Source organism: Candidatus Poriferisocius sp. (genome assembly GCF_965219775.1).
In the GTDB taxonomy this organism is placed as follows: Bacteria; Actinomycetota; Acidimicrobiia; order Acidimicrobiales; family Bin134; genus Poriferisocius.
Genome location: NZ_OZ244793.1, coordinates 3,138,642 through 3,160,993 on the forward strand (window position 1 = coordinate 3,138,642; position 22,352 = coordinate 3,160,993).

The 22,352-nt window shown below is 68.9% G+C and carries 21 protein-coding genes; 5 read left to right on the forward strand and 16 right to left on the reverse strand.

The genetic code is table 11. From position 1 onward, the window contains the following. Positions 1-98: 98 nt before the first annotated feature. The 5 genes from ACOQPQ_RS14190 to ACOQPQ_RS14210 form a co-directional block, all read right to left on the reverse strand. A complete protein-coding gene (locus ACOQPQ_RS14190) occupies positions 99-689 on the reverse strand; it encodes an exonuclease domain-containing protein (protein ID WP_420640064.1) in 591 nt (196 codons plus the stop codon). A 94-nt stretch (positions 690-783) separates the two neighbouring features. Then, entirely contained in the window at positions 784-1,773 is a 990-nt protein-coding gene (locus ACOQPQ_RS14195; RefSeq protein ID WP_420640065.1) for an acyl-CoA dehydrogenase family protein, read from the reverse strand. Positions 1,774-1,887: 114 nt separating this feature from the next. After that, positions 1,888-3,030, reverse strand: coding sequence for an acyl-CoA dehydrogenase family protein (locus tag ACOQPQ_RS14200; RefSeq protein ID WP_420640425.1), 1,143 nt, complete (start codon positions 3,028-3,030; stop codon positions 1,888-1,890). 20 nt (positions 3,031-3,050) lie between these two features. After that, complete coding sequence (locus ACOQPQ_RS14205) at positions 3,051-3,395, reverse strand: hypothetical protein (RefSeq protein WP_420640426.1); 345 nt, start codon at positions 3,393-3,395, stop codon at positions 3,051-3,053. A 4-nt stretch (positions 3,396-3,399) separates the two neighbouring features. Then, positions 3,400-4,701, reverse strand: coding sequence for an aromatic ring-hydroxylating oxygenase subunit alpha (locus ACOQPQ_RS14210; protein WP_420640066.1), 1,302 nt, complete (start codon positions 4,699-4,701; stop codon positions 3,400-3,402). A 188-nt stretch (positions 4,702-4,889) separates the two neighbouring features. Between ACOQPQ_RS14210 and ACOQPQ_RS14215 the strand changes: the two genes are divergently transcribed. Beyond that, a complete protein-coding gene (locus ACOQPQ_RS14215) occupies positions 4,890-6,206 on the forward strand; it encodes an amidohydrolase family protein (RefSeq protein ID WP_420640067.1) in 1,317 nt (438 codons plus the stop codon). Positions 6,207-6,209: 3 nt separating this feature from the next. Here the strand turns inward: ACOQPQ_RS14215 and ACOQPQ_RS14220 are convergent, their stop codons facing one another. The 6 genes from ACOQPQ_RS14220 to ACOQPQ_RS14245 all read right to left on the reverse strand — a co-directional run bounded on the left by ACOQPQ_RS14220 (position 6,210) and on the right by ACOQPQ_RS14245 (position 10,735). Continuing rightward, positions 6,210-6,494, reverse strand: a complete 285-nt coding sequence (locus ACOQPQ_RS14220) for a 2Fe-2S iron-sulfur cluster-binding protein (RefSeq protein WP_420640068.1) — start codon at positions 6,492-6,494, stop codon at positions 6,210-6,212. After that, positions 6,491-6,973 (reverse strand): nuclear transport factor 2 family protein, encoded by a 483-nt coding sequence (locus ACOQPQ_RS14225; protein WP_420640069.1) that lies wholly within the window; start codon positions 6,971-6,973, stop codon positions 6,491-6,493. The genes ACOQPQ_RS14220 and ACOQPQ_RS14225 overlap by 4 nt, the downstream gene beginning before the upstream one ends. 30 nt (positions 6,974-7,003) lie before the next feature. Next, positions 7,004-8,224, reverse strand: coding sequence for a CaiB/BaiF CoA transferase family protein (locus ACOQPQ_RS14230; protein WP_420640070.1), 1,221 nt, complete (start codon positions 8,222-8,224; stop codon positions 7,004-7,006). 56 nt (positions 8,225-8,280) lie between these two features. Then, positions 8,281-8,784 (reverse strand): VOC family protein, encoded by a 504-nt coding sequence (locus tag ACOQPQ_RS14235; protein WP_420640071.1) that lies wholly within the window; start codon positions 8,782-8,784, stop codon positions 8,281-8,283. Next, complete coding sequence (locus ACOQPQ_RS14240) at positions 8,777-9,268, reverse strand: VOC family protein (protein WP_420640072.1); 492 nt, start codon at positions 9,266-9,268, stop codon at positions 8,777-8,779. The genes ACOQPQ_RS14235 and ACOQPQ_RS14240 overlap by 8 nt, the downstream gene beginning before the upstream one ends. Positions 9,269-9,364: 96 nt before the next feature. Then, a complete protein-coding gene (locus ACOQPQ_RS14245) occupies positions 9,365-10,735 on the reverse strand; it encodes an amidohydrolase family protein (protein WP_420640073.1) in 1,371 nt (456 codons plus the stop codon). A gap of 146 nt (positions 10,736-10,881) precedes the next feature. Here ACOQPQ_RS14245 and ACOQPQ_RS14250 point away from each other — a divergent pair, with 146 nt between their 5' ends. Beyond that, entirely contained in the window at positions 10,882-11,922 is a 1,041-nt protein-coding gene (locus ACOQPQ_RS14250; protein WP_420640074.1) for a Rieske 2Fe-2S domain-containing protein, read from the forward strand. On the opposite strand, the gene ACOQPQ_RS14255 is transcribed toward ACOQPQ_RS14250, so the two are convergent. Then, a complete protein-coding gene (locus tag ACOQPQ_RS14255; protein ID WP_420640075.1) occupies positions 11,911-12,729 on the reverse strand; it encodes a 5,10-methylenetetrahydrofolate reductase in 819 nt (272 codons plus the stop codon). The genes ACOQPQ_RS14250 and ACOQPQ_RS14255 overlap by 12 nt on opposite strands. 215 nt (positions 12,730-12,944) lie before the next feature. Here ACOQPQ_RS14255 and ACOQPQ_RS14260 point away from each other — a divergent pair, with 215 nt between their 5' ends. From ACOQPQ_RS14260 to ACOQPQ_RS14270, 3 genes are read left to right on the forward strand one after another with little or no spacing between them, the layout of a single operon-like run. Continuing rightward, on the forward strand, positions 12,945-15,476 hold the full coding sequence (locus ACOQPQ_RS14260) for a GcvT family protein (protein ID WP_420640076.1): 2,532 nt from the start codon (positions 12,945-12,947) through the stop codon (positions 15,474-15,476). 48 nt (positions 15,477-15,524) lie between these two features. Beyond that, on the forward strand, positions 15,525-16,286 hold the full coding sequence (locus ACOQPQ_RS14265; protein WP_420640077.1) for an electron transfer flavoprotein subunit beta/FixA family protein: 762 nt from the start codon (positions 15,525-15,527) through the stop codon (positions 16,284-16,286). Further along, positions 16,286-17,260, forward strand: a complete 975-nt coding sequence (locus ACOQPQ_RS14270; protein ID WP_420640078.1) for an electron transfer flavoprotein subunit alpha/FixB family protein — start codon at positions 16,286-16,288, stop codon at positions 17,258-17,260. Before ACOQPQ_RS14265 ends, ACOQPQ_RS14270 begins: the two co-directional genes overlap by 1 nt. Positions 17,261-17,277: 17 nt before the next feature. On the opposite strand, the gene ACOQPQ_RS14275 is transcribed toward ACOQPQ_RS14270, so the two are convergent. The 4 genes from ACOQPQ_RS14275 to ACOQPQ_RS14290 are packed head-to-tail and all read right to left on the reverse strand — an operon-like array spanning position 17,278 to position 22,257. Continuing rightward, complete coding sequence (locus ACOQPQ_RS14275; protein WP_420640079.1) at positions 17,278-18,477, reverse strand: ABC transporter permease; 1,200 nt, start codon at positions 18,475-18,477, stop codon at positions 17,278-17,280. After that, entirely contained in the window at positions 18,474-19,205 is a 732-nt protein-coding gene (locus tag ACOQPQ_RS14280; RefSeq protein ID WP_420640080.1) for an ABC transporter ATP-binding protein, read from the reverse strand. The genes ACOQPQ_RS14275 and ACOQPQ_RS14280 overlap by 4 nt, the downstream gene beginning before the upstream one ends. Then, complete coding sequence (locus tag ACOQPQ_RS14285; protein ID WP_420640081.1) at positions 19,202-21,409, reverse strand: peptidoglycan-binding protein; 2,208 nt, start codon at positions 21,407-21,409, stop codon at positions 19,202-19,204. The genes ACOQPQ_RS14280 and ACOQPQ_RS14285 overlap by 4 nt, the downstream gene beginning before the upstream one ends. Beyond that, positions 21,406-22,257 carry a hypothetical protein gene (locus tag ACOQPQ_RS14290; RefSeq protein ID WP_420640082.1) on the reverse strand — a complete coding sequence of 284 codons (852 nt, stop codon included), beginning with the start codon at positions 22,255-22,257 and terminating at the stop codon, positions 21,406-21,408. Before ACOQPQ_RS14290 ends, ACOQPQ_RS14285 begins: the two co-directional genes overlap by 4 nt. Positions 22,258-22,352 lie beyond the last annotated feature (95 nt).

Here is a 22,352-nt window from a genome sequence, read left to right on the forward strand (position 1 = left end):
CTGTGCCCGGATCTGGTCTCTGGGAGGGCAAGTCCGGGCAAAGTTGCGGTGGCTTGGCTGCGCCTTGGCTCGCGTTTGGTGGGTTGGGCGGGGAACTTCTACGTGGCGGGCAGGTCTGCGGTCTCGGTGTTTGGGGTGGTGGTGTTGGCGCCGATGTGGGGGAGGAGTTGTTGGGCGATGCGGGCGATGTTGCGGGCGTCGTCGATGCCGCGGTGGTGCACCCCTTCCAGGGGCAGGTTGAGCTGCTTGAGGGCCTTGGCCATGCCGCAGCGCTTCACCCCTCGCCACAGGGCGAACTCTTCCTTCAGGTTGATGTGGGTGTCCTCGAACCAAGGGGGCAGCAGCACCCCGAAGCGGCGACAGTCGAGGCGGAACTGGTCCAGGTCGTAGGCGCCCCAGGAGCACACCCGGTGTGGTTCCTCGCCGATCCAGGTGAGGAAGCGCTCGAACACCACGCCGAAACGGTCTGCCCGGTCGACGTCGGCCTGGGTGATGGAGGTCAGTTCGGTGCAGAAGTCGCTGAGCTGTGGGTTGACCACCGGGCGCACGAAGGAGTCGAATTCGTCCACCACTTCGAGGTCGGCGTCGAGGCGCACGGCTCCGATCTCGATGATCTCCATCTGGTTGCGACGGCGCGCCGAACGGTCCACCCAGCACGTGGCTTCGAGGTCGACGACGATGTACTGCATGACCCCGACCGTAGATGCCCAACCCTCGACACCCACCCTGATTTCTTGTCGGCCCTGAAGCAGAGGGGACGCATTGGCAGTGGGAATGTGGGGGTTAGAGGGGGAGGAGGTGGGGGGCGGTGGCTTGGGTGAGGAGGGTGTGGCCGATTTCGGTGGGGAGGGAGTGGGTGGAGCCGAAGAGGGTGTCCACCACCAGCATCCGCTTGAGCCGGCGGTGGAATTGGTGTTCGGCGGTGAAGCCGATCCCGGCCAGTACTTGCTGGGCGTGGGTGGCGGTGGTGTGGGCGGCCTGTCCGGCCAGCGACTTGGCCAGGGCCGCCAGGAGGGGGTTCTGATCCTGGACACAGGCCGCGGCCACCGAGGCCGCCCCCTCGATCTCCACCAGCGACTCGGCCAGCTTGTGGCGAATGGCCTGAAAGGATGCCACCGGGCGGCCGAATTGCCGTCGGTCGACGGCGTGTTGGCGGGCCTCAGCCAGCATCCAGCGGGCCCCGCCGACCAGTTGGTGGGCCAGGGCGATGCGAGCGGCGGCAACGGCTGCTTCCCAGGTGCCGGTCGACGCGGCGGGCGTCACCTCGGCGGCCGGGATCTCTGCCCACAGGCGGCGGTAGGCGTCGCCCGGGTCGAGGCCGCCAGTCGTTGGCAGCGGGCCGAGCGCCGAAGTGTCAACAACGCCGATGGCGATGTCGCCGCCGTCGTCCACCGCCACCACGGCGATGGACGCCATCTGTGCTCGGGCCGAAACCAGTCCGTCGATCACCACCGTGTCCCCCTGGCGGCGGGCGGGAGCGGCGGCCCTGTGCGGGGCGGGTAACACCGCCGCGGTCCGAACGGAAACCTCGAGCCCCAAGGCGTGGACGACCACGTCATCGATCAGGCCGGCCGCGGAACCGGCTTCGCCCAGGGCTGAGAACGCAACGGCCGCCCCCTGGGCGGGTGCCGCAGCCAGCAGCTCACCCCAGCCCAACTCGTACAGCGCAACATCGGCCTCGGCCGGACCGGGAGCCTCGGCCATGGCCGCTTCGAACCCGGTGGCCAACAGGGCCAGATCGTCGGCGTCGATCAGGCCCTCAGTGGCGCTCATGATTCCGGTCCCAGGTGGAGAAGACGGCGGGCATGCATCGGGCCCTCGGGCGTGCTCATGATTCCGGTCCCAGGTCGAGAAGTCGGCGGGCATGCATCGGGCCCTCGGGCGTGCTCATGATTCCGGTCCCAGGTCGAGAAGGCGGCGGGCGACGATGTTGCGCTGGATTTCGGCGGTGCCGCCGTAGATGGTGGCGGCCTTGGCGTACAGGTAGTCCTGCCGCCACATCTCCGCCACCGGGTCGCCGTCGAACTCGATGACCCCGCCCAGCAGGTCGCGGGCGGTCTCGAAGAGCCGCTGTTCGGCCGAGGCGATGAGGATCTTGTCCACCGAGGTCTCCACCCCCAGGGACTCGCCCGCGGCCAGTCGGTGCTGGGTGTCGCGGGACCGGCTGCGAAAGGCGACGATCCCCTGGAAGGCCCGGCCCAGGGCCGCGGCGGTGGCGTCGTCACAGGCCCCGGTGGCCGCCACCTGGGCAATCAGATCGCCACAGCGTCGGTGCAGCAGGGCCCCCCGGTGCCAAAAAGTGGTGGACCGCTCGTAGGGGAGGATGTCCATGGCCACCTGCCAGCCCCCGTTCTCCTCGCCGAGGAGCCGGTCGGCGGGCACGAACACGTCGTCGAAGAACACCTCGGCGAAGTCCTCACGACCGTGCAGGGTCTCGATGGGGCGATAAGTCACGCCCGGCGAGTCGACGTCCACCAACAGGGCGGTGATGCCCCGGTGCCCGCTGCCGGGCTCACCGGTGCGGGTGAGCAGCACGCAGCGCCGGGAGTACTGGACGAAGCTGGTCCAGATCTTCTGGCCGGTCACCGTCCAACCGCCGTCGGTCGGGGTGGCCCGACACGACAGGGAAGCCAGGTCGCTGCCCGCATCCGGCTCGGAAAACCCCTGGCACCACATCTCGTCGCCCCGCAGGAACCCGGGCACAAACTCGGCGGCCACTTCGGGCGGAGCGAAGTCGATCACGGTGGGGGCCAGCACCTCGATCATCGTCCAAGCGTTGGGATCGGCCAGGCCACGGAGGTTGATCTCCTCGCCCACGATGGCCCGCAACAGGGGTGAGCCCCCGAGGCCCCCGACCACCTCCGGCCACCCGTAGCGACCGAAACCGGCGTCGTGCAGGGCGCCCTTCACCATGGCGTAGTGGGCCATCTGCTCGTCCATCGAGCCGTGACCCTGATAGGGCGGGGTGAGCCGGTCGGCGTTGGCCTCGAGCCACGAGGTGAGGTCGCGGCGAAAGGTCTCCGGATCCATCGGGCTCACGGAGTCACAGATTACCGACGGGGCTCGCGCACCATCTCCAGGTCGGCCGACCCGCTGTCGGGCACCCGGGGTTGACGCCAGGCCTCCACCGGGAACGACGCCTCACCCAACGCGAACACCAGCAGCAACAGGTTGTGGGCGTCGTCGGGGAGTTCACCGAGGTCGAACGAGTCGCAATGGGCCAAGATGTCGGGCAACCGGGGCATCATGGCGTCGTAGAAGGCCTGCATGTCGTCCATCGAGGAGGCCAGGCGTTTGTCGTAGCGCTCCCGCCAGGTGTTGAGGGCCCAGTCGGCGAACGGGGCCAGATCGGCGAAGTCGGCGGGCAGTTCCGGGGTGGCGTTGCTCACGGCCATGTCCTCACGCACCCGCCGAGGCGGGCATCCACGGGTAGGCGTCGGGTCGACCCCCCGCCCGCACCTGCTCCCGCGCGGCGGCGTGATGGTGGCGGCACAGGATTTCCTGGTCGTTGAGCAGGAATTCGCCCACCACCTCGCTCTCGATCATGGTCTGGGTGGCTTCCAGGGTGTTGGCGTCCTGGAAGGCGTACTCCTTGAACGTGGAGAAGGCGAACTCCTGTGCGGCCCGCTGGCTGGCGTTCTCGGGCGGCACGAAGTTGAGGGTGGACTCGAACAGGTGCTTGCTGGGCCCGAGCGGCCAGTAGGTGTAGGTGAGGTACCAGCCGGTTTCCCAGAACAGGATCATGAAGTTGGGCCACACCACGAACGAGTCGATGCCCCACGCCCGGTGCTTCGACGGGTTCAACAGGGGCGGGAGATCCTGGTTGTCGTTGATCACCGCGGGCTTGTCCCAGGGGCCGAACAGCCCGCTGCGCAGCAGGTTCTCGATGGGCTTGACCATGCCCGGATCCTTGGGCGGCGACATGCCCCCCCACGACGACACCATGGAGTGCGGGCTGAACAGCTCGTAGTGCAGGCCCTCGAAGCCGAAGCCGGCCAGTTTCTGGGCCTCATCGGCGGAGGCCTGGCGCTGGTGCAGCACCGGCGCGTGATAGAACTCCACGAAGGCGTCGATGAACAGCTTCCAGTTGGCGTTGATCTCCGAGCGCACCTCGTAGGTCTGGGTCATCTCGCCGAACGGATAGCCGGCCAGGCCGTCGGCCAGCGGGGCCAGGGCCTCGGTGAGCGTCTGGCGGGGCTCAGGGTCGAGGTTGACGAAGATGAAGCCCTCCCACACGTCGCAGGCCACCGGCACCAGCCCGTAGGCGTCCTTGTCGACGTCGAAGAACTCCGACTCCTGCTGGACGAAGGTGAGCGAACCGTCGAGGTCGTAGCGCCACCCGTGGTACTTGCAGGCGAACTGGCGGCACACCCCGGACGTCTCCTCGTTGGGGTAGTCGTCCCACACCAGCTTGTTGCCCCGGTGGCGGCACACGTTGTAGAAGGCCCGCACCGTCCCCTGGCGATCCTTCACCACCACGATGCTGCGCTTGGCCCAGGGGAACTCCTTGGTGAAATAGCTGCCCGTTCGGCCCAGGCGCTCCACGCGGCCCACGCACAGCCACTCCTTCTTGAAGATGGTGTCGATCTCCTGTTGCCAGTAGTCGGGGTCGTAGGAGTCGCGGTAGGACACCGGCCCGGTGCCCAGACCGGGGTAGTGCTCGGTCCAGGAGCCCTCGGGGGGCTTGGGAAAGTGGGGCATGAATTCTCCTCAGCGCCGGTGGACCCGGCCGTCCTCCATCATGAACTGCGCCCGCCCGATGCCCGAAAGCGGATCGTCGGACATGATCGAACCTTATCGGGCGATGACACTCCGGTGGGAATATGCTTACCATAGAGGGCAAATCACATTCTCAATCCGTCGAGAGTCCCATCCTCAAGGAGGCGTCCATGGCATTCGACCCGGAGGGCCTGACGCTCATCAGCGTGGACGACCACATCATCGAGCCGCCCGATTTGTTCGACGCCCATCTGCCCCAACGGTTCAAGGCCGACGCCCCCCGCATCGTTCGCCGCGAGGACGGGGCCGACGTGTGGCGCTTCGGCGAGGTGGAGGTGCCCAACGTGGCCCTCAATGCGGTGGCCGGGCGACCCAAGGAGGAGTACGGGGTGGAGCCCCAGTCGCTGGACGAGATCCGGCCGGGGTGCTACCGGGTGGACGAGCGGGTCAAGGACATGAACGCGGGCGGGGTGTTGGCCTCGATGAACTTCCCGTCGTTTCCCGGTTTCGCCGCCCGTCTGTTCGCCGTGGACGACGAGGAGTTCGGCCTGGCCCTGGTGCGGGCCTACAACGACTGGCACATCGACGAGTGGTGCGGCGCCCATCCCGGTCGCTTCATTCCCATGGCGCTGCCGGTGATCTGGGATGCCCAAGAGTGCGCCGATGAGGTCCGCCGGGTGGCCGACAAGGGCTGCCACTCCCTGTCGTTCACCGAGAATCCGGCGGCGCTGGGCTATCCCAGCTTTCACGATCCCTACTGGGATCCGCTGTGGACGGCGGTGTGCGACACCGAGACGGTGTTGTCCATTCACCTGGGGTCGTCGGGCCAGCTCAGCTTTCCCGCTCCCGACTCGCCGCCGGATGTGATGATCACGCTCCAGCCCATGAACATTCAGTCGGCCGCCGCTGACCTGTTGTGGTCACGGGTGCTGAAGGAGTTCCCCGCCATTCGCATCGCCCTGTCGGAGGGGAGCACCGGGTGGGTGCCCTATTTCTTGGAGCGGGTCGATCGCACCTACGACATGCATCACCGCTGGACCGGCCAGGACTTCGGCGGGCGGATGCCCAGCGACGTGTTCCGCCAACACTTCCTGACCTGCTTCATCTCCGACCACACCGGGGTGTACCTGCGCGACCAGATCGGCGTCGACAACATGAGCTGGGAGTGCGACTACCCCCACAGCGACTCGGCCTGGCCCGACGCCCCCGAGGAGCTGGCCCGGTTGATGACCGAAGCGGGGGTGAGCCAGACCGAGGCGGCCAAAATCACGCACCAGAACGCCATGGCGTGGTACTCGTTCGACCCCTTCGCCCACGTGGCTCCGGAGCAGGCCACGGTGGGGGCGCTGCGGGAGCAGGCCGCCGGCCATGACATCTCCATCCGCTCGATGAGTCGACGGGAGAAGCTGACCCCCGAGCAGATCCAGGCCCGCTGGCAGAACATGGGCCAAGGCGGAGCGGGAACCGGCGCCCAGAAGGTGCGCTGAGGGTCACAGATTGTCGTAGTCCACCACCACGTCGGTGTCGGGGACCGACTGGCAGGTGAGAATCCAGCCCTCTTCCACCTCGTCGGGCTCCAGCGCGTCGTTGGCCCGCATGGTGACGCTGCCCTCCTTCAGGAAGGCCATGCAGGTGGCGCAGTTGCCCGCCTCGCAGGAAAACGGCGGTCGAAACCCCGCCCGGCGGGCGGTTTCGAGCACGGTGTCGCCCTCGACGTAGCCCATGGTGACCTGCTTGCCCCGATACAGGATGGTCACTTGGGCGGGATCGGTCACTGCGGGTGTCCTCGGTTGCCCGTGGGTTCGGGAGTGCCCGTGGGCTCGGGGTTTCCCGTGGGCTCGGGGCGGGTGGGGTCGTGGGGGCGGCCGCTGTCGCGGGCGCCGCTGCGCCGCAGGAAGGTCATCGCGCGGGTGGCCAGTCGCCAGCCGTGCTCGGTGCGGCGATAGGTGTCCTCGTAGTAGCCGATCCGCTTTTGATGGTCGGTCTGATCCACGAAGCACAACGGCTGGGTGCCGGTGGCCTGTTCACCGTCGAGTTCGATGGCGGGTGGCCCCACCAGGAAGAGCCCCTTGGGGGCGGCGGCCACCAACCGGGGGAAGTCGGCCAGGGTGTAGGTGTCGCCGAAGGCGCGGTAGCACCCGTCGGGGGTGAACACCTCCATCACCGCGTCGATGTCGTCTCGGGTCATGGCCACCGCGTAGCGGGCCAGGAGCTGTTCGATCTCGATGATGTCGGCCATCCGGTCGTGGTCCATGTGGCTCCCTTGCATTCTCGGGCTCGACGGTCAGGGGATGACGTTCTGGAGCTTCAACTCGATGATCTGGTCGTAGTCGAGCCCGAGGATCCGTTGGAGGATCTCGTCGCCGTGCTCGTTGAAGTCGGGAGCCCGGAGGGGTGGGGCGGGTTGGCCGCCGAACTGCACCGGGGCCGAGACCAACCTGAACGGCTCGCCCGCGGCCGACTCGTAGGGCTGCACATAGCCGTTGGCCACCGTCTGCTGGTCGTCGGCCACCTCCAGGGTGTCCTGCACCACGGCCCATTGACCGGAGAAGTCCGCCAAGGCCTGCCGCCACTCGGCCAAGGGGCGCTCGGCGAACGCCTCGGTCAGCAATTCGACCCCGGCTGCCGCGTTCTCGGCGATGGCGGCGGCGTCGGCGAAGCGCTCGTCGGTGGCCAACTCGGGTCGGCCCACCACCGCACACGTCTCGGCCCAGTACTTGCCCGCTTGGAGGCAGGTCAAGAAGATGTACCGGCCGTCGCCGGTCTGGTAGGCGTGGCTCAGCGGGTTGCGAACCGGGGTGTCCTTGGGGCGGCCCCGCCAGGGGGTTTGGTGTTGCAGCGACATGGCGATGGTGGCCCCCATCGACCACATGCCCGTTCCCAACAGGGACACGTCCACGGTGGTGGCCTCCCCCGTGCGCTCCCGGTGGAACAGGGCGCCCATGATGCCCCCGGCGATGGTCATGGCCCCGATGGAGTCGCCGAATGCCGGTCCGGGCGGGCCGATCACCCCGTCGTCGTCGGCCGGAGTGAGGGCGGCGGCCACGCTGGAGCGCGACCAGTAGGCCAGCGAGTCGTAGGAGCCCTTGTCCCGGTCGGGCCCACGCTCGCCCTGACCGCTGCCGCATACGTAGATGATGTCGGGGTTGTGGGCCCGGATGTGCTCCAGGTCGATGCTCAGCTTCCGGCGCACTCGGGGCAGCTTGTTGGTGAGGAACACGTCGCTGGCTTCGGCCAGCCGGTACAGGATGTCGAGCCCCGCCTCGGTCGACAGGTCGAGGCCCAGGCTCTGCTTGCCCCGGTTGGAGTGCTCCAGCAGCACGTGGGCGCCACCGCCGAGCGACACGGTGCCGCTGGCGGCCAGGCCCCGCATGGCGTCGCCCCGTTCCACGTGCTCGATCTTGACCACCTCGGCCCCCCACTCGGCCAGGAGGGCCGAGGCGGCCGGTACGAAGGTGTGCTCGGCCACCTCGAGGATGCGGACGCCGCTCATCACGTCGGCCATGGGAGCCTCCTGGTCATGTCGGGGGGGGTCGGGGGGCCGGCAGCTCAGGGGGCTGGTCAGCCCTCTTCCAGGGAGAGTTGGCGGGCCAGGGCGTAGACGCCCTGGTCGTAGGAGAACTCCACCATGTTGCCGTCGGGGTCGGTCAGCATGCAGATGTAGCCGATGGGGGGCGGCATCTCGGTGGGCGGCATGGCCAGGCAGCCCCCGGCCTCGCCTCGGGCGGCGGTCTCGTCCACCGCCTCCCTGCTGGTCAGCTCGATCCCCAGGTGGGCGAACGGGGCCAACACCGCCCGGGGCGCGTCCTTGAACGGGTCGGTCTCGGGGAAGAACTGGGCCAGCACCAGGATGAACGGCGAGTCGGGGGAATCGCCGTGGCCGAGCCAGGCCCCGTGGCCCATGTCGTCCTGGCGTCGGTCCAGCAGGCGCATCGGGGTGTGGGTGGTGTACCAGTCGATGGTGGCGTCGATGTCGGCCACCCGCAGGGCCACGTGGGTCCAGCGCGGGCCGGGCGGGTGGACGTCGTAGGTGGGGGCGGGATCGGCCCCGGCCGCGTCACTCATCGGTCCAGCCCTCGGGGATCTGGGGGTCGTCGCCGCCCTTGGTCCACAGGATCAGGGTGTTGCCCCACGGGTCCCTGAAGGCGGCGTTGAAGCCGTTGAACTCGGCCCAGTAGTGGTCGCGCCACAGCTCGGTGGCCCCTCGGGCCAGGGCCCGGTCCATGATGGCGTCGGAGGAGTCGTCGTCGCTCACCAGGATCCAGATCCGCACGGTGCGCCCGTCGGAGGCCAGGTGCCGGGGATCGACCCCGTCGGGGTCGGGGTGGGGCCGGGCGTTGGCCGCGTTGTGGATGCCCATGTGCAGGTTGCCGATCGGACTCTGGGTGCCGTCGTCCTGCAGGAAGTTCTGGCCGGGGACGATCCGGTGGAAGACCCCCGCGGGGCGGGGTTCCACCTCCCAGCCGAACACCTCGTGGTAGAAGGTGGCCGACGCCTCAGGGTCGTCGGAGGGGAAGTCAACGAAGATGAGGGTGTTGGGATAAGTCATCAGCCCTATTTCTACTTCATGATTGCCCGCAGTGCCGCGGCCTGCGGGAGCGGGCCTTGGTGCTCGTGCCTCGGCCAAAGGGACCGGGGCTTGGTGTCAGCGGCGGGGCCAAAGGGACCGGGGTTGAATCCCGGCCCGTCGGGCCAGGCGGGGGGCGGCCCGGCGGGCCTCGGTTGCCAGGGCGTCGGCGTCCACCGTGGTGCAGCGGCCATCGGCCACCACCAGCTCGCCGTCCACCAGCACATCGGTGACCGATCGCCCGCCCCCGGCCCACACCAGTTGCAGGACGGGGTCGGGGCTGGGGGGCTGCCAGCCGGGCCCGGAGCGGTCGATGATCACGATGTCGGCGGCCTTGCCCACCTCCAGCGAGCCGATCCGGTCGTCCATGCCGACGGCCTCGGCCCCGGCGATGGTCAACAGCTCGAAGGCCTGGTGGGCGCCGAAGGTGGCCGGGCCGGTCACGTCCTTGGCCAGTCCGGCGAACAGGGCCGCGGCCCGCAGGCCGTCCACGGCGTCGCCCGCGTTCTCGGTGTCGCATCCCAGCGCCAGCCGACCGCCCCGCTGCCACAGCTCCAGGTGGGCGAAACGCTCGGTGATCCCCTGGCCCAGTCGCAGATAGGCCCACGGGCACGAGGCCACCGCGGATCGGGTGCGCACCAACACGTCCACCTCGGCCTCGTCGATGTGGACGGCGTGGGCCACCAGGGCGTGGGGGCCGAGCACGCCGAGCTGCTCCAGATGGACGAGCGGTCGCCGACCGGTGCGCTCTTGGTAGCGGGCGACGTCGTCGGGCGTGGGGGAGAGGTGGAAGGTCAGCCGCCGCCCGGTGGATCGGGCCAGATCGGCGGCTGCGGTGGCCAGCTCGTCGGTCATCAGGTCGTGGCCCACCAGGGTGACCGAGGCCTCCACCAAGCCGCCGGGGGGGTAGCACTCGACGAGGTCCCGTTGGGCGCCGATCACCTCGTCGGCCGGGGCCGACTGGGGCAGGCCGTCGGCGTCGGAACCCCAGCGGCCGATGGCCCCCCGCACCCCCACCGCCGTCATGGCCGTGGCCACCCGGTCGGGATGGGCCACGGTGCCGGCGTCGACGGTGGTGGTGATGCCGTTGGTCACCGCGTCCACCAGCCCCAGGGTGGCGGCCAGCTCGTCGTCATCGCCGGTCACGTGGGAATGCACGGGCACGATCCATTCGAAGATGGCCTCGCCGGAGGACAGGTGGTCGGGGATGGCCGAGGCCACCAGCCGGTCGGCGGTGAGATGCTGGTGGGCGTTGACGAATCCGGGGACCACCAGCGAGTCGGCTGAGCCCCGCTCGGGGGCTCCGGGGTGTTGCCGGCGGATGTCGGCGGCCTTGCCCACCGCGGTGATCTCACCGCCGGTCACCGCCACCGCCCCGTCGCCGATGATGGTGCGGTCGGCGTCCATGGTCACGATGTCGCCGGTGATCACCCAGTCGGCCTGGCCCACGGCTGGTGACCCTACACCCGAATTCACGCCCCGAAATCGGCGGGAGGCTGCCCCGCGCCCTCTCCGGGACGGCGCGGTTCCGGCAGAGCCAGCGCGCCGGCTCGGACAGCGAATCCGGGGTCCGGCGCCGGCGATAACATCGGGCCATGACCGCCAACGGCGCATCCACTCACCTCGTCGGGCAGCCTGCGTTGGACCACCAGTGGTATCCCATCGCCCTCAGTGAGGACGTGGCCCCTGGTCCGGTGGGGTTCCAGGTGATCGGTCGGCGTTTTGTGGTGTGGCGGTCCGACGGCGGTTCGCTCACCGCGGCCATCGACCGGTGTCCGCACCGGGAGGCGCCGCTGTCGGCCGGGCGCATGGTGGACGGCTGCGTGGAGTGCCCCTATCACGGCTGGCGGTTCGGGCCGGGGGGCCGCTGCGAGCTGGTGCCGTCGTCACCGGCGGGTACACGGATACCGCCCAAGGCCCATCTCGACGCCCTGTGGGTGGAGGAACGCTACGGGCTGATCTGGCTGTGTCCGGGGACGCCCCAGGGCTTGATCCCCGTCATCCCCCAAGAGCACGACGCCTCGTTCCGCCGCCTCAACACCCCCTTCCAGCGGTGGGCGGTGTCGGCCACCCGGATCACCGACAACTTCATGGACTTCTCCCACTTCCCGTTTGTCCACACCGCCACCTTCGGCGGGGCCCAGGAGACGGTGGTGCCCCCGCTGCACATGGGCGATTTGCCCGACGGCTACCGGGGCTACGCCTACGACGTGATGGCCGACAACACCACGGACAAGGGCCAGACCACCACCGGCCAGGACGCCGACGTGCTCCACCGGCGGATGACCACCGGGTACGTCCTGCCCTTCTCGGTGCGCAGCACCATCGCCTACGAGTCCGGCCTGGAGCACATCCTGTTGCTGTTGGCCACCCCGGTGGACGACGTGAACTCGCTGTTCAACTTCGTGGTGTGGCGCAACGACGACTTCTCCGTGCCCGCCGAGGAGATCATGGCCTTCGATCTGGCCATCGGCGCCGAGGACCAAGCCATGCTGGAGCAACTGGAAGGGGTGCTACCCATGGATCTGGCCGCCACCGTCAGCGTCCAGTCCGACCGCCCCTCCGTGGAATGGCGCCGAAGCCTCGCCGCTCTCCTCGACGGCGCCGCCCCAGGCGAGTCCCCCTCAGGAACCTAGGGCAGCGTCGCGCCAGGCGGCGGTGTCGGCCACCTGGTTGAAGGTGAAGAGGTGCAGGCCGCTGATGCCCAGCGGGGTGAGGTGCGGGGCGAGGGCGTCCAACAGCTCGGAGGGGTCGTGGGTGGGTGACCGCAGCAACTTGACCACCGACCGGCGGTTCTTGCGCAGGTAGCGCAGCGACTGGCCCACGCCCAGGCGGGTGCCGATGGTGAGCAGCTTGGTGCGATCCACCGGGCCGGGGATGCCCAGATGCACCGGCAGGGTGAGCCCGTCGTGGCGCTCGGTGGTCAACCAGGCGACGATCTTGGCCGGATCGAAGCACATCTGGGTGCTGCAGTAGCCCTGGAGCCCGGCCTCGGCCAGCAGGTCTTGTTTGGCGAACAGGGCGTGGCGGCGGGCGCCCTCCACGATCAGGGGATGGCCGTCGGGGTAGGCCGCCACCCCCACGGTGTGCAGGCCGTGGTCGTGGGTGAACAGCTCCCGCAGGAAGCCGACGGCGTCGGGGTAGGGGCCCGGCTCGGTGGCGTCACCGCCGACCACGAAGGCCGTGGTCACGCCGTTGGCCTTGGTCCAGGCGGCCACATCCTCGACGTGGGCGCGATCTCGCATCAGTCGGGCCGACAGGTGGGGGATGGTGGGGTGTCCCCGCCCGATGAGGTGCTCGGCCAGCCTCAGGGTGGCGTCCTGGCCCTTGGTCGCCGAGACCGTGACCGAGACCTGGGCGCCTACGGGCAGGGCGTCAACGGCGGCGGCCACGTTGCTCAGGGGGATGATCTCAAAAGCGGCGTTGCCGGTGACCCTGCGCACCTCGGGACTCGGTCCGGTCGGCTGCGACCCTTCCCACTGCCCCTCCCACTGGGTTAGACTGGCCGAGTCGTTCCGCATTATGGAACTGTACCATAATACGGACCGCAGGGGCAAGGGCTGTCGCCACGCGGCACTAGCCTGGCGGGGCGAAACCGGCATCATGGCGGCGGCAGGATCCAGAGGCAGGATACGGAGGCAGGACATGGAGGCAGGACATGGCTGAGATTCCCGAGAAGGCCAAGTGCGTGGTCATCGGCGCCGGCATCGTGGGCAACTGCCTGGTGGGCCACCTGACCAAGCTGGGATGGACCGACCTGGTGCTGCTCGACAAGGGCCCGCTGCCCAATCCCGGCGGGTCCACCGGTCACGCCTCCAACTTCATCTTCCCGGTGGACCACAACAAGGAGATGTGCCTGCTGGGCGAGCAGAGCGCCAACCAGTATCGCGACCTGGGGTTGTCGGTGGACTCGGGGGGCATCGAGGTGGCCCGCACCCAGGAGCGCATGGACGAACTGCAGCGGCGCATGACCTCGGCCACCGCCTGGGGCATCGAGGCCCACCTGCTGACCCCCGAGCAGGTCAAGGAACTGGTGCCGTTCGTCAACACCGACATCATTCTGGGCGGCTTCTACTGCCCCACGGTGTCGGTGGTGGATTCGCTGGAGACCGGCACCCGGATGCGCAACCTGGCGGTTGAGGCGGGCTGCCATGTGGCGGCCAACACCGAGGTGCTCGACATCATCACCACCGACGGGCCCAACCCCGGCGACCGCACGGTGCAGGCGGTGGTCACCGACAAGGGCACCATCGAGACCGACTACGTGGTGATCGCCTGCGGGGTGTGGTCGAACCGGGTGGCCAACATGGCCGACGCCTACATCCCCCTGGTGCCTGCGGTCCACCAGATGGTGGACGTCGGCCCTCTCGACATCCTGGCCGAGACCAACAACGAGATCGGCTATCCCATCGTGCGGGACATGGACACCTTCTGTTACGAGCGCCAGTCGTCCGGCTCCATGGAGGTGGGGTCGTACGCCCACCGGCCCATCTTCCACCACCCCGACGAGATCCCCTCCAACGACGAGGCCGCCCTGTCGCCCACCGAGATGCCGTTCACCCCCGACGACTTCGACGAGCAGATGGAACAGGCCATCGACCTGATGGACATGCTGGGCGACGCCGAGATCAAGTACGCCATCAACGGTCTCTTGTCGCTGACCCCCGACGCCATGCCCTGTTTGGGGGAGTTGCCCGAGGTGCGCAACCTGTGGTCGGCCGCGGCCATCTGGGTGAAGGAGGGGCCGGGCATGGCCCAGGTGGTGGCCGAGTGGATGACCCACGGCTATCCCCGGGTGATCGACGTCCATGGCGCCGACGTGGCCCGCTTCTACTCCGAGGAGCGGGGTGACGAGCACATCTGGGCCCGATCGGCGGAGCACTTCAACAAGACCTACGGCATCGTCCACCCCCAGGAGCAGTGGGAGAGCAGGCGCAACCTCCGGGTCAGCCCCTACTTCAGCCGCCAGCAGGAGTTGGGGGCCGAGTTCTTCCAGGCCCGCACCTGGGAGCGGCCCCAGTGGTACGAGTCCAACGCCGACTTGGTGGAGCGTTACCAGGTGGAGGGCCGCGAGGTGGAATGGGACGCCCGTTGGTGGAGTCCCATCACCGTGGGCGAGCACCTCAACCTGCGGGAGAACTGCGGGGTGGTCGACCTCAGCGCCTTCCAGATCTTCGAGCTGAGCGGTCCGGGAGCGGTGGCCTACGCCGACTACCTGGCGGTCAACAAGGTGGACGTGCCGGTGGGCCGCACCGTCTACACCCCGTGGCTCACCCCCGACGGTGGCTTCCACTCCGATTTGACCATGATGCGGATGGGCGAAGAGCGGGTGCGCATCGTCACCGGGGTGTTCGACGGGGGGCGCGACGAGTTCTGGGTGCGCCGCCACCTGCCCACCGACGGTTCGGTTCGCTTTGCCAACCTCACCGACCGGATCACCACGCTCGGGGTGTGGGGGCCCCAGGCGCCTGAGGTGATCGGGGCGCTGACCGACCAGGACCTGTCCCAGGCGGGCTCCCCCTACGGCTCGCTCGTGGAGGTGGAGTTGGACTGCGGCGGTCGTTCGGTGCCGGCCACGCTGTTTCGGATCTCCTATGTGGGCGACACCGGCTGGGAGATCTACGCCGACTGGGACGACGGGCCGGTGCTGTGGGACACCCTGATGAGGGTGGGGTCCGACTGCGGGCTGCGGCCCACCGGCGGGGGGGTGTACGGCACGTCGGGCCGGTTGGAGAAGGGGTACCGGCTCATGGGGGCCGAACTGGAGAGCGAGTACAACCCGTTGGAGGCGGGCCTGGCCCGACCCAAGGTGAAGGCGGCCCCGTTCATCGGCAAGGAGGCCTACGTGGCCGCTCGGGAACAAGGCGACCCCGAAGTGTCGATGTGCGTGCTCACCGTGGAAGACCAGACCGACGCCCGGGGACGCAAGCGGTACATGCAGGGGGGCAACGAGCCGATCCTGACCCCCGACGGCGGGCGCATCACCGACTCCCACGGGCGGGTGTCGCGGGTGACCACCGCCGGACCGGGGCCCTCGGTGGGCAAACACCTGCTGATGGCCTACCTGCCCGCCGAGCTGGCCCAACCCGGCACCGACCTCCAGGTGATGTACATGAACGAGCGGTTCCCGGTGCAGGTGGCCTCCACCGGGGCGGTGTTCGACCCCACCGACGCCCGCATGAGGGGCTGAGGTGGTGGTGGCACTTCCGGGGGGTGCCCCGTGAGGATTCTGTGTTGCGTGAAGCGGGTGCCCGCGCCCGGCGCCAAGATCAACGTGACCGACGACGGCCTGGCCGTGGATGCCACCCACCTGGGCTTCGCCACCAGCCCGCACGAGGAATGCGGGGTGGAGGAGGCGGTGCAACTCACCGAGCGCCACGGCGGCGAGGTGACGGTGCTCACCCTGGGGCCCCCCGAGGCCGCCGAGCAGCTCCGTTACGCCGCCTCGGTGGGTGCGCACCGGGGCGTGCTGGTGACCACCGACGGTTCGGCCTGGGATCCCCAGCGCACCGCGGCTGCTTTGACCGAGGCCATTGTTGGGCTGGAGGCCGCCGACGGGCCGTTCGATCTGTTGGTGTTCGGCAACGAGTCGGCCGACGCCGGGGGGTTCCAGGTGGGGGTGCGGGTGGCCTATGCCCTGGATCGTCCCATCGTCAACGGCATCAAGGGCATCGAGGTGGACGTTGGCACCGACGGTTCCGGGGTGGTGCGGGCTCGCCGGGAGATAGACGGCGGCTTCGAGGTGTACGAGCTGCCCCTGCCCGCCGCGGTGGGGGTGAAGGAGGGCATCAACCTGCCCCGCTACCCCACCATGCGCGGGCGGTTGGCGTCCAAGAAGCTGGAGATCCTCGAGGTGACCTCGGCCGCCGAGCCCGGCGGACAGTCGTTGGAGCGGCTGCACCGGCCCCGAGAGGCGGTTTCGGAGACCGTGATCCTGGGGCACGGCCCCGAGGCGGCCGCCGCGGTGGTCGACGTGCTCGAGGAGCTGGGGGTGGCGTGATGCTGCTGGTGGTGCTCGAGCACGAGCGGGGAACCCTGGGTGAGGCGGCCCAGCAGGCCCTCACGGTGGGCCGGGGCTTGGCCGAGCAGATGGGGGTGCCCCTCGGTGGGGCGCTGATCGGCGACGACGACGCCGGGCTGGTGGCCGAAGCCGGGGCCTACGGGGCCGAGACGGTGTCCACCGTCGTCCATGAGGTGCTGGCCGACTTCGGACCCGAGGCCTGGGGCGAGGCGGTGGCCGAGTTGGTGCGGCGGCTGGAACCGGCCGCGGTGCTGGCCGGGGGCAGCGAACGGGGCAACGAGGTGATGGCGCAAGCCGCCGCCCGCCTGGATCTGCCTCTGGTGGCCAACTGCCTCGACATCCGGCCCGGTACCGGCGCCGGGGAGTGGACCATGACCCGCCAGCAGTGGGGCGGATCGCTCCTCGAGGACGCCCGGCTCCGCTCCGAACGGCCCCTGTTGACCACCGGCCTGCACACGGTGACCGCCGAGCGAGCCCAATCGGGGTCGGAGCCGGTGGCCGAAGCGGTGGCCGTGGATCTGGATGCGTCGCTGGCCCGCACCATGGTCAAGGACCGGGTGGTGTTGGAGGCCGGGGTGACCTTGTCGACCGCGCCGGTGGTGATCGGCGGGGGCCGGGGGGTGGGCTCGGCCGAGGCTTTTGCCCCCTTGGAGGAGCTGGCCAAGGTACTGGGGGGCCGGGTGGGCTGCAGCCGGGCGGTGACCAACAACGGCTGGCGACCCCACAGCGATCAGGTGGGCCAGACCGGCACCCGCATCACCCCGGAGGTCTACATCGCCTCGGGCATCTCTGGGGCCATCCAGCACTGGGTGGGGGCCAAGGCCAGCAAGCACATCTTGGCCATCAACACCGACCCCGAGGCCAACATGGTGGTCAAGGCCGACTGGGCCGTGATCGCCGACCTCCACGAGATGATCCCCGCCATCACCGCCGAACTCCGCCGCCGAGCCTGAAAGGCCCGAGGCCGGCGCTATTCGTAGCGCAGGGCCTCGGTGGGGGACATCCGGGCGGCACGCAGGGCCGGGTAGATGCCCGCCAGGGCCCCGATGCCCACCGCCGCCCCCAAGCCGCCCCACACGGCCAATCCGGGGATGATCACCCGCCAGTCCTGGGTGGCCGAATAGCCGGCGGTGACCCCGACGCCCAGCAGCACCCCGGCCACCCCGCCGGCCAACGACAGGATCAGCGCCTCGGTGAGGAACTGGCTGAGGATGTGGCCCCGGGTGGCCCCAATGGCCCGTCGCAGCCCGATTTCGCCCCGACGCTCCAGCACCCCGATCACCATCACGTTGGCTATGCCGATTCCCCCTACGAGCAGGGCCACCGCGCCGAGCCCGAGGAAGAGGTTGGCGAACTGGCTCTCGGCCGCGGCCTGGGCTTCCAGGAGGTCCGACGGTCGGCTCACCTCGACTTCCTCGGGATTCTCCGGGTCGGCGGTGGCGGGCAGGACGTCGCGGGTGGGGTCGATCCAGGACTCGTCCACCCGCAGGTAGACGGTGGTGGGGGAACCCTCGGCGTCGTAGTACTCGACCGAGGCTTGGTGGCCGATGATGGCGGCCCGATCCAGGTCGGGGGCCAAGGCGAACGGCGCCAGGATGCCGATCACCTCCAACCAGCGGTCGCCGACGAGCACCCGGGGGCTGCCGTCCAGATCGGTGAGGCCGATCCGCTCGGCCGCCACCGAACCCAACACCACCGCCGGGTACTCGAGGGAAGCGGCCGTGAGAAACGTGCCGTGGGCCACCTCGCCGTTGAGGGTGTCCAACAGCGACTGGTCGCTGCCCACCACCGAAATGCCGCCGGTCTGGCCCGACGGGATGAACTCGTTGCGGTAGACGTTGGCCTCCACCGGGTTCACGAACGAGATCTCCTCCACGGTGGCGACCCGGCCCATCATCTCCACCGATTCCTCGGGCAAGGTGGCGTCGCCCGCGCCGAAGCCCGTGCCCGGGGACACCTGCAACAGGTTGGTGCCCAAGGCGCTGATCTGATCCAGCAGATCCGACTTGGAGGACTCCGAGAGTCCGAGCACTCCCACCAGCGAGGCGATCCCGATGGCGATGCCGAGCACCGACAGGGTCGCTCGCAGCTTGCGGGTCTGCAGCCCCGAGAACCCCACCCGGACCACGTCGCGCGGTCGCAGGCGGCTGGGAGGCACGGGCACGCTCACGCCACCGGTTCCCCGTGGAATCGGGCCTCGTCGGCTTGGATCTCACCGTCGAGCAGGCGCACGGTGCGGGGCAGCCGGGCGGCGATCTCGGTGTTGTGGGTGACGACCACAATGGTGCTTCCCTCGGCGTGCAGTCGCTCGAACAGGTCGGTGATGGCCACGCTCGCTTTGGAGTCCAGGTTGCCGGTGGGCTCGTCGGCCAGGATGAGGGTGGGTTCATGGACCAGGGCCCGGGCGATGGCCACCCGCTGGCGCTCACCGCCCGACATCTTGGACGGGATGTGCGACTTGCGGTGGCCGAGACCCACTCGATTCAGGGCGTCGGCCGCCCGATCCCGGCGCTCGGTCACCGACACCCCTTGGTACAGCAGCCCGCCCGCCACGTTGTCCAGCGCGGTGGTGCCCGACAGCAGGAAGAACCGCTGGAACACGAATCCGAGCTTGCGTCCCCGAATGGCCGACAGGCGACGCTCCGACAGCTCCGAGGTGGGGATGCCGTCCACCAGCACCTGGCCATTGCTGGGCCGATCCAGCGTGCCCATCATGTGGAGCATGGTGGACTTACCGCACCCGGACGGTCCGACCACCGCCACCATCTCACCGGGCTGGATGGTCAGGCTCACCGAGTTCAGGGCCACCACCGGTGGCGTGCCGGGATAGACCTTCGACACCGACCGCAGTTCCAGCGCGGGGGCGTCCGGGGAGGTGGTGGCCTCGGCCGGGATCACGGCACGACGATGACGGTGCCCGGTGCCAGGCCCTCGCCGGCAATCTCCACGAAGCCGTCGGCGAACATGCCCGTGCTGACCCCGACCAGTTGCACCGTGCCGTCGGCCCGGATGACCTCCACCGCGTAGCCCCCCTCCATGAGGGCCAGCAGGCCGCTGACCGGTGTGGTCAGCACCCCCTGGGCCACCTCGGTGGCCACGATGATGTCGATGGTCGCCCCCGTCCAGTTGGGGTCGATCACTTCGAGCGGGGTGATGGCAACGTCCAGGTACGACGTCTCCGACGTTTGGTTGGTGGCGGAGACGATCACGGGCACATCCCCGACGTCGGAGACCCGACCGGCCACGGTGGTGCCGTCGGGCAGTTCGATCTCCACCAGGGTGCCGAGGTCGAGCAAATCCCGATCGGTGAGATCGAGCTGGGTCGTGACCCGCTGGGTGGTCACCGATTCGTCCTGCACACCGTCCGGGCCCACGGTGCTGGTCATCAATTCCAGGGCGGTCAGCTCGTACAGCACCGTGCCCGCGCTCACCGGATCACCCCGGGACACCTGCAGCGAGCCGACCTGGGCCGGGCCCGGGACGAACACCACCTGTCCCAGGGGCACGTCACCGGTGACGGGCAGTCCCGAGTCGGCCTGCCAGTCGGACACTGCCCGAGCGGTGCGCTGGTCGAACTCCTCGTCGATGTCGAAACCGCCGTACCCCAGGGCGGCCAGGTTGGTCTCCAGCCACACCACATCGGGGCCGGGCTCGACGCCGGCCGACAGAGTCCGCCAGGCCGAACCGCCGCCGTAGAGGGCGACGGCCCGCTCGATCCCGGCGCGCAGTTCTTGCAGATCGTTCTGGGCCATGTCCTGGCTGATCTGGGCCGCTTCCAAATTGAGTTGAGCCTGGGCCAGTTCAGCCACGTCCGGGTCGGCCAACAAGTCGTCCAGTCGGGCATTCGCTGACATCAGATTGGCCCGAGCCTGCTCCACCTGGAGGGGGTCGGGTCCGTCTTGGAGGTCTTGGAGTTGTTGTTCGGCGGTGTCGAGGTCGGCTCGGGCGGTGTCGATGGCCGATTGGGTGGGTCCGTCTTGGAGGTCTTGGAGTTGTTGTTCGGCGGTGTCGAGGTCGGCTCGGGCGGTGTCGATGGCCGATTGGGTGGGTCCGTCTTGGAGGTCTTGGAGTTGTTGTTCGGCGGTGTCGAGGTCTGCTCGGGCCGACTGGACGGCGGCCTCGTCGGCGATGTGGGCCAGACCGGCGTCCAGCAGGTCTTGGGACTGCTGGAGCCAGAGCCGACCGACACGGAAGTCGTTCTGGAGGCGGGCAATGTCCTCGGAGAGGGCGGTCAGCACGGCGTCGTCCAGGGGGAAGGTGTCGCATGCGGCGTCGACGGCCACGTCGGGCCATCGGCAGTACACGTCCCAGGCGGCCTCAAGGTCGCCGAGGGAGAGGTCCAAGGCGGCCTGGCTGGACGTGAGCTGTTGTTGGGCGCGGGTGATGGCGGCTTGGGCGGCGTTGAGTTCGGTTGGGGTTGCCGGGGTGAGCAGGTCGTCGAGGGTCTGTTGGGCGCGGGTGATGGCGGCTTGGGCGGCGTTGAGTTCGGTTGGGGTTGCCGGGGTGAGGAGGTCGTCGATGGTCTGTTGGGCGCGGGTGATGGCGGCCTGGGCGGCGTTGAGTTCGGTTGGGGTTGCCGGGGTGAGCAGGCTGTCGAGGGACAGTTGCGCCTGCGCCGCCGACGCCTGGGCCGAGGCCAAGGTGGCGGTGTCCACGCTGGCCTGCAGGCGGTCAATGGCGATCTCCGCGCCGATTTTCGACGCCTCGGAGGAGGTCACCCGCTGCTCGGCCTCCCGAAGCTGGTCGTCGGTGACCATGCGGTCGATGGTGTACAGGATTGCGCCCCGGTCGATCACCGTGCCCTCGGGCCGAATGTCGGCCACCACGCCGCCGGCGGGAGCCGTCACGGCGATGGGATCGTCAAAGGCCAGGGTGCCGGAGATGGTGGTCGTCTCCGACAGGTCGCGCACCTCGATGGTGGCGGTGGCGAGCGTGGGCGCTGATCCTGGCTCACCGTCCTCGTCCTGGGTGCCGATCAGCCAGGCGGCCACGCCCGCGCCCACCAGGGCCAGTACCGCAATGGTGATCGGGAGGGTCCGGCGTCGGGAGGTGTGGTCCGCGCCCCCAGAGTGTTCGGGACTCGTGGATTGCTCGGTTGTCATCCGCCCGCCCGGTCGGCATTCGGACGGGGTCCGGGACCACCCAACCGGGCGCCGAAGCCGCCGGTGATCTCCCGGCATTCCTCCACCGCGGCCTGGACATCGGCATCCTGCAGGTCGAAGGCGTCCCCGAACGGGCCTCTCCCCGGACCGCTGTCCTCCTCGTCGCCGCTGGGGGGTCCGAAGTTGGAGAAGTCGGGATCGTCGACTTCGATTCCTTGGTCGCGTAGACACTGGGCGAATTCCAACAATTGGTCTTGAAGTTCGACCTGATCGAGTTCGTCGCCACCGGGCCGCAGAGCGACGCCGGCGAGAAGCTGATTGCAGGTGGCCATGGCTTCCCGAAACTCCTCGGACCTTGGCTGAATTCCGGCTGCAGCTACGGCCTGCCTCATGTTCAGATTTCCGCTTGAGTCGTACGTGGGATCGGGGAATTCCGGTATTCCGTTGTCCCGCATACATTGAGAGAAGTTGAGCAGAGCTTCCTCCGGGTCGTCGGTCTCCGCACTGTCACCTGCTTCGGCATCAACAGCAGCCGCTGCTTCTTCATTTTCGCCGCTGTCGATCGGATTGTCCTGCTCTGCACTGGCCGGTGTCACGGTGGTTGTATCAGGGGAACTCGATGCATCGTCACCCGGTGTCGCGGTTGCAGGTGAGGTGTCCGTGGCGACTGGAGTCGGGCTTGTGTTCTCGGTAGCCGTGGCGGTAGCCAGCGTGGCCAGGCCTCCGTTTGCTTGGCTACCGGCGGCACCTCCACAGGCAGAGAGAATCAACGTCATCACCGCCAACAGGGCGATGACTCCGTTTTTCCTGTTGTAAATTGCTCGGCTGGTAAAGCGATCTTGCATCATGGGTTACTCCTGGTCGATCATTCTATTGCTCAATGTGATGGATTGATGAAGGCAGAATGATCTCTCGGTTAGTGTCTCGTCTTGGTACCGGAATG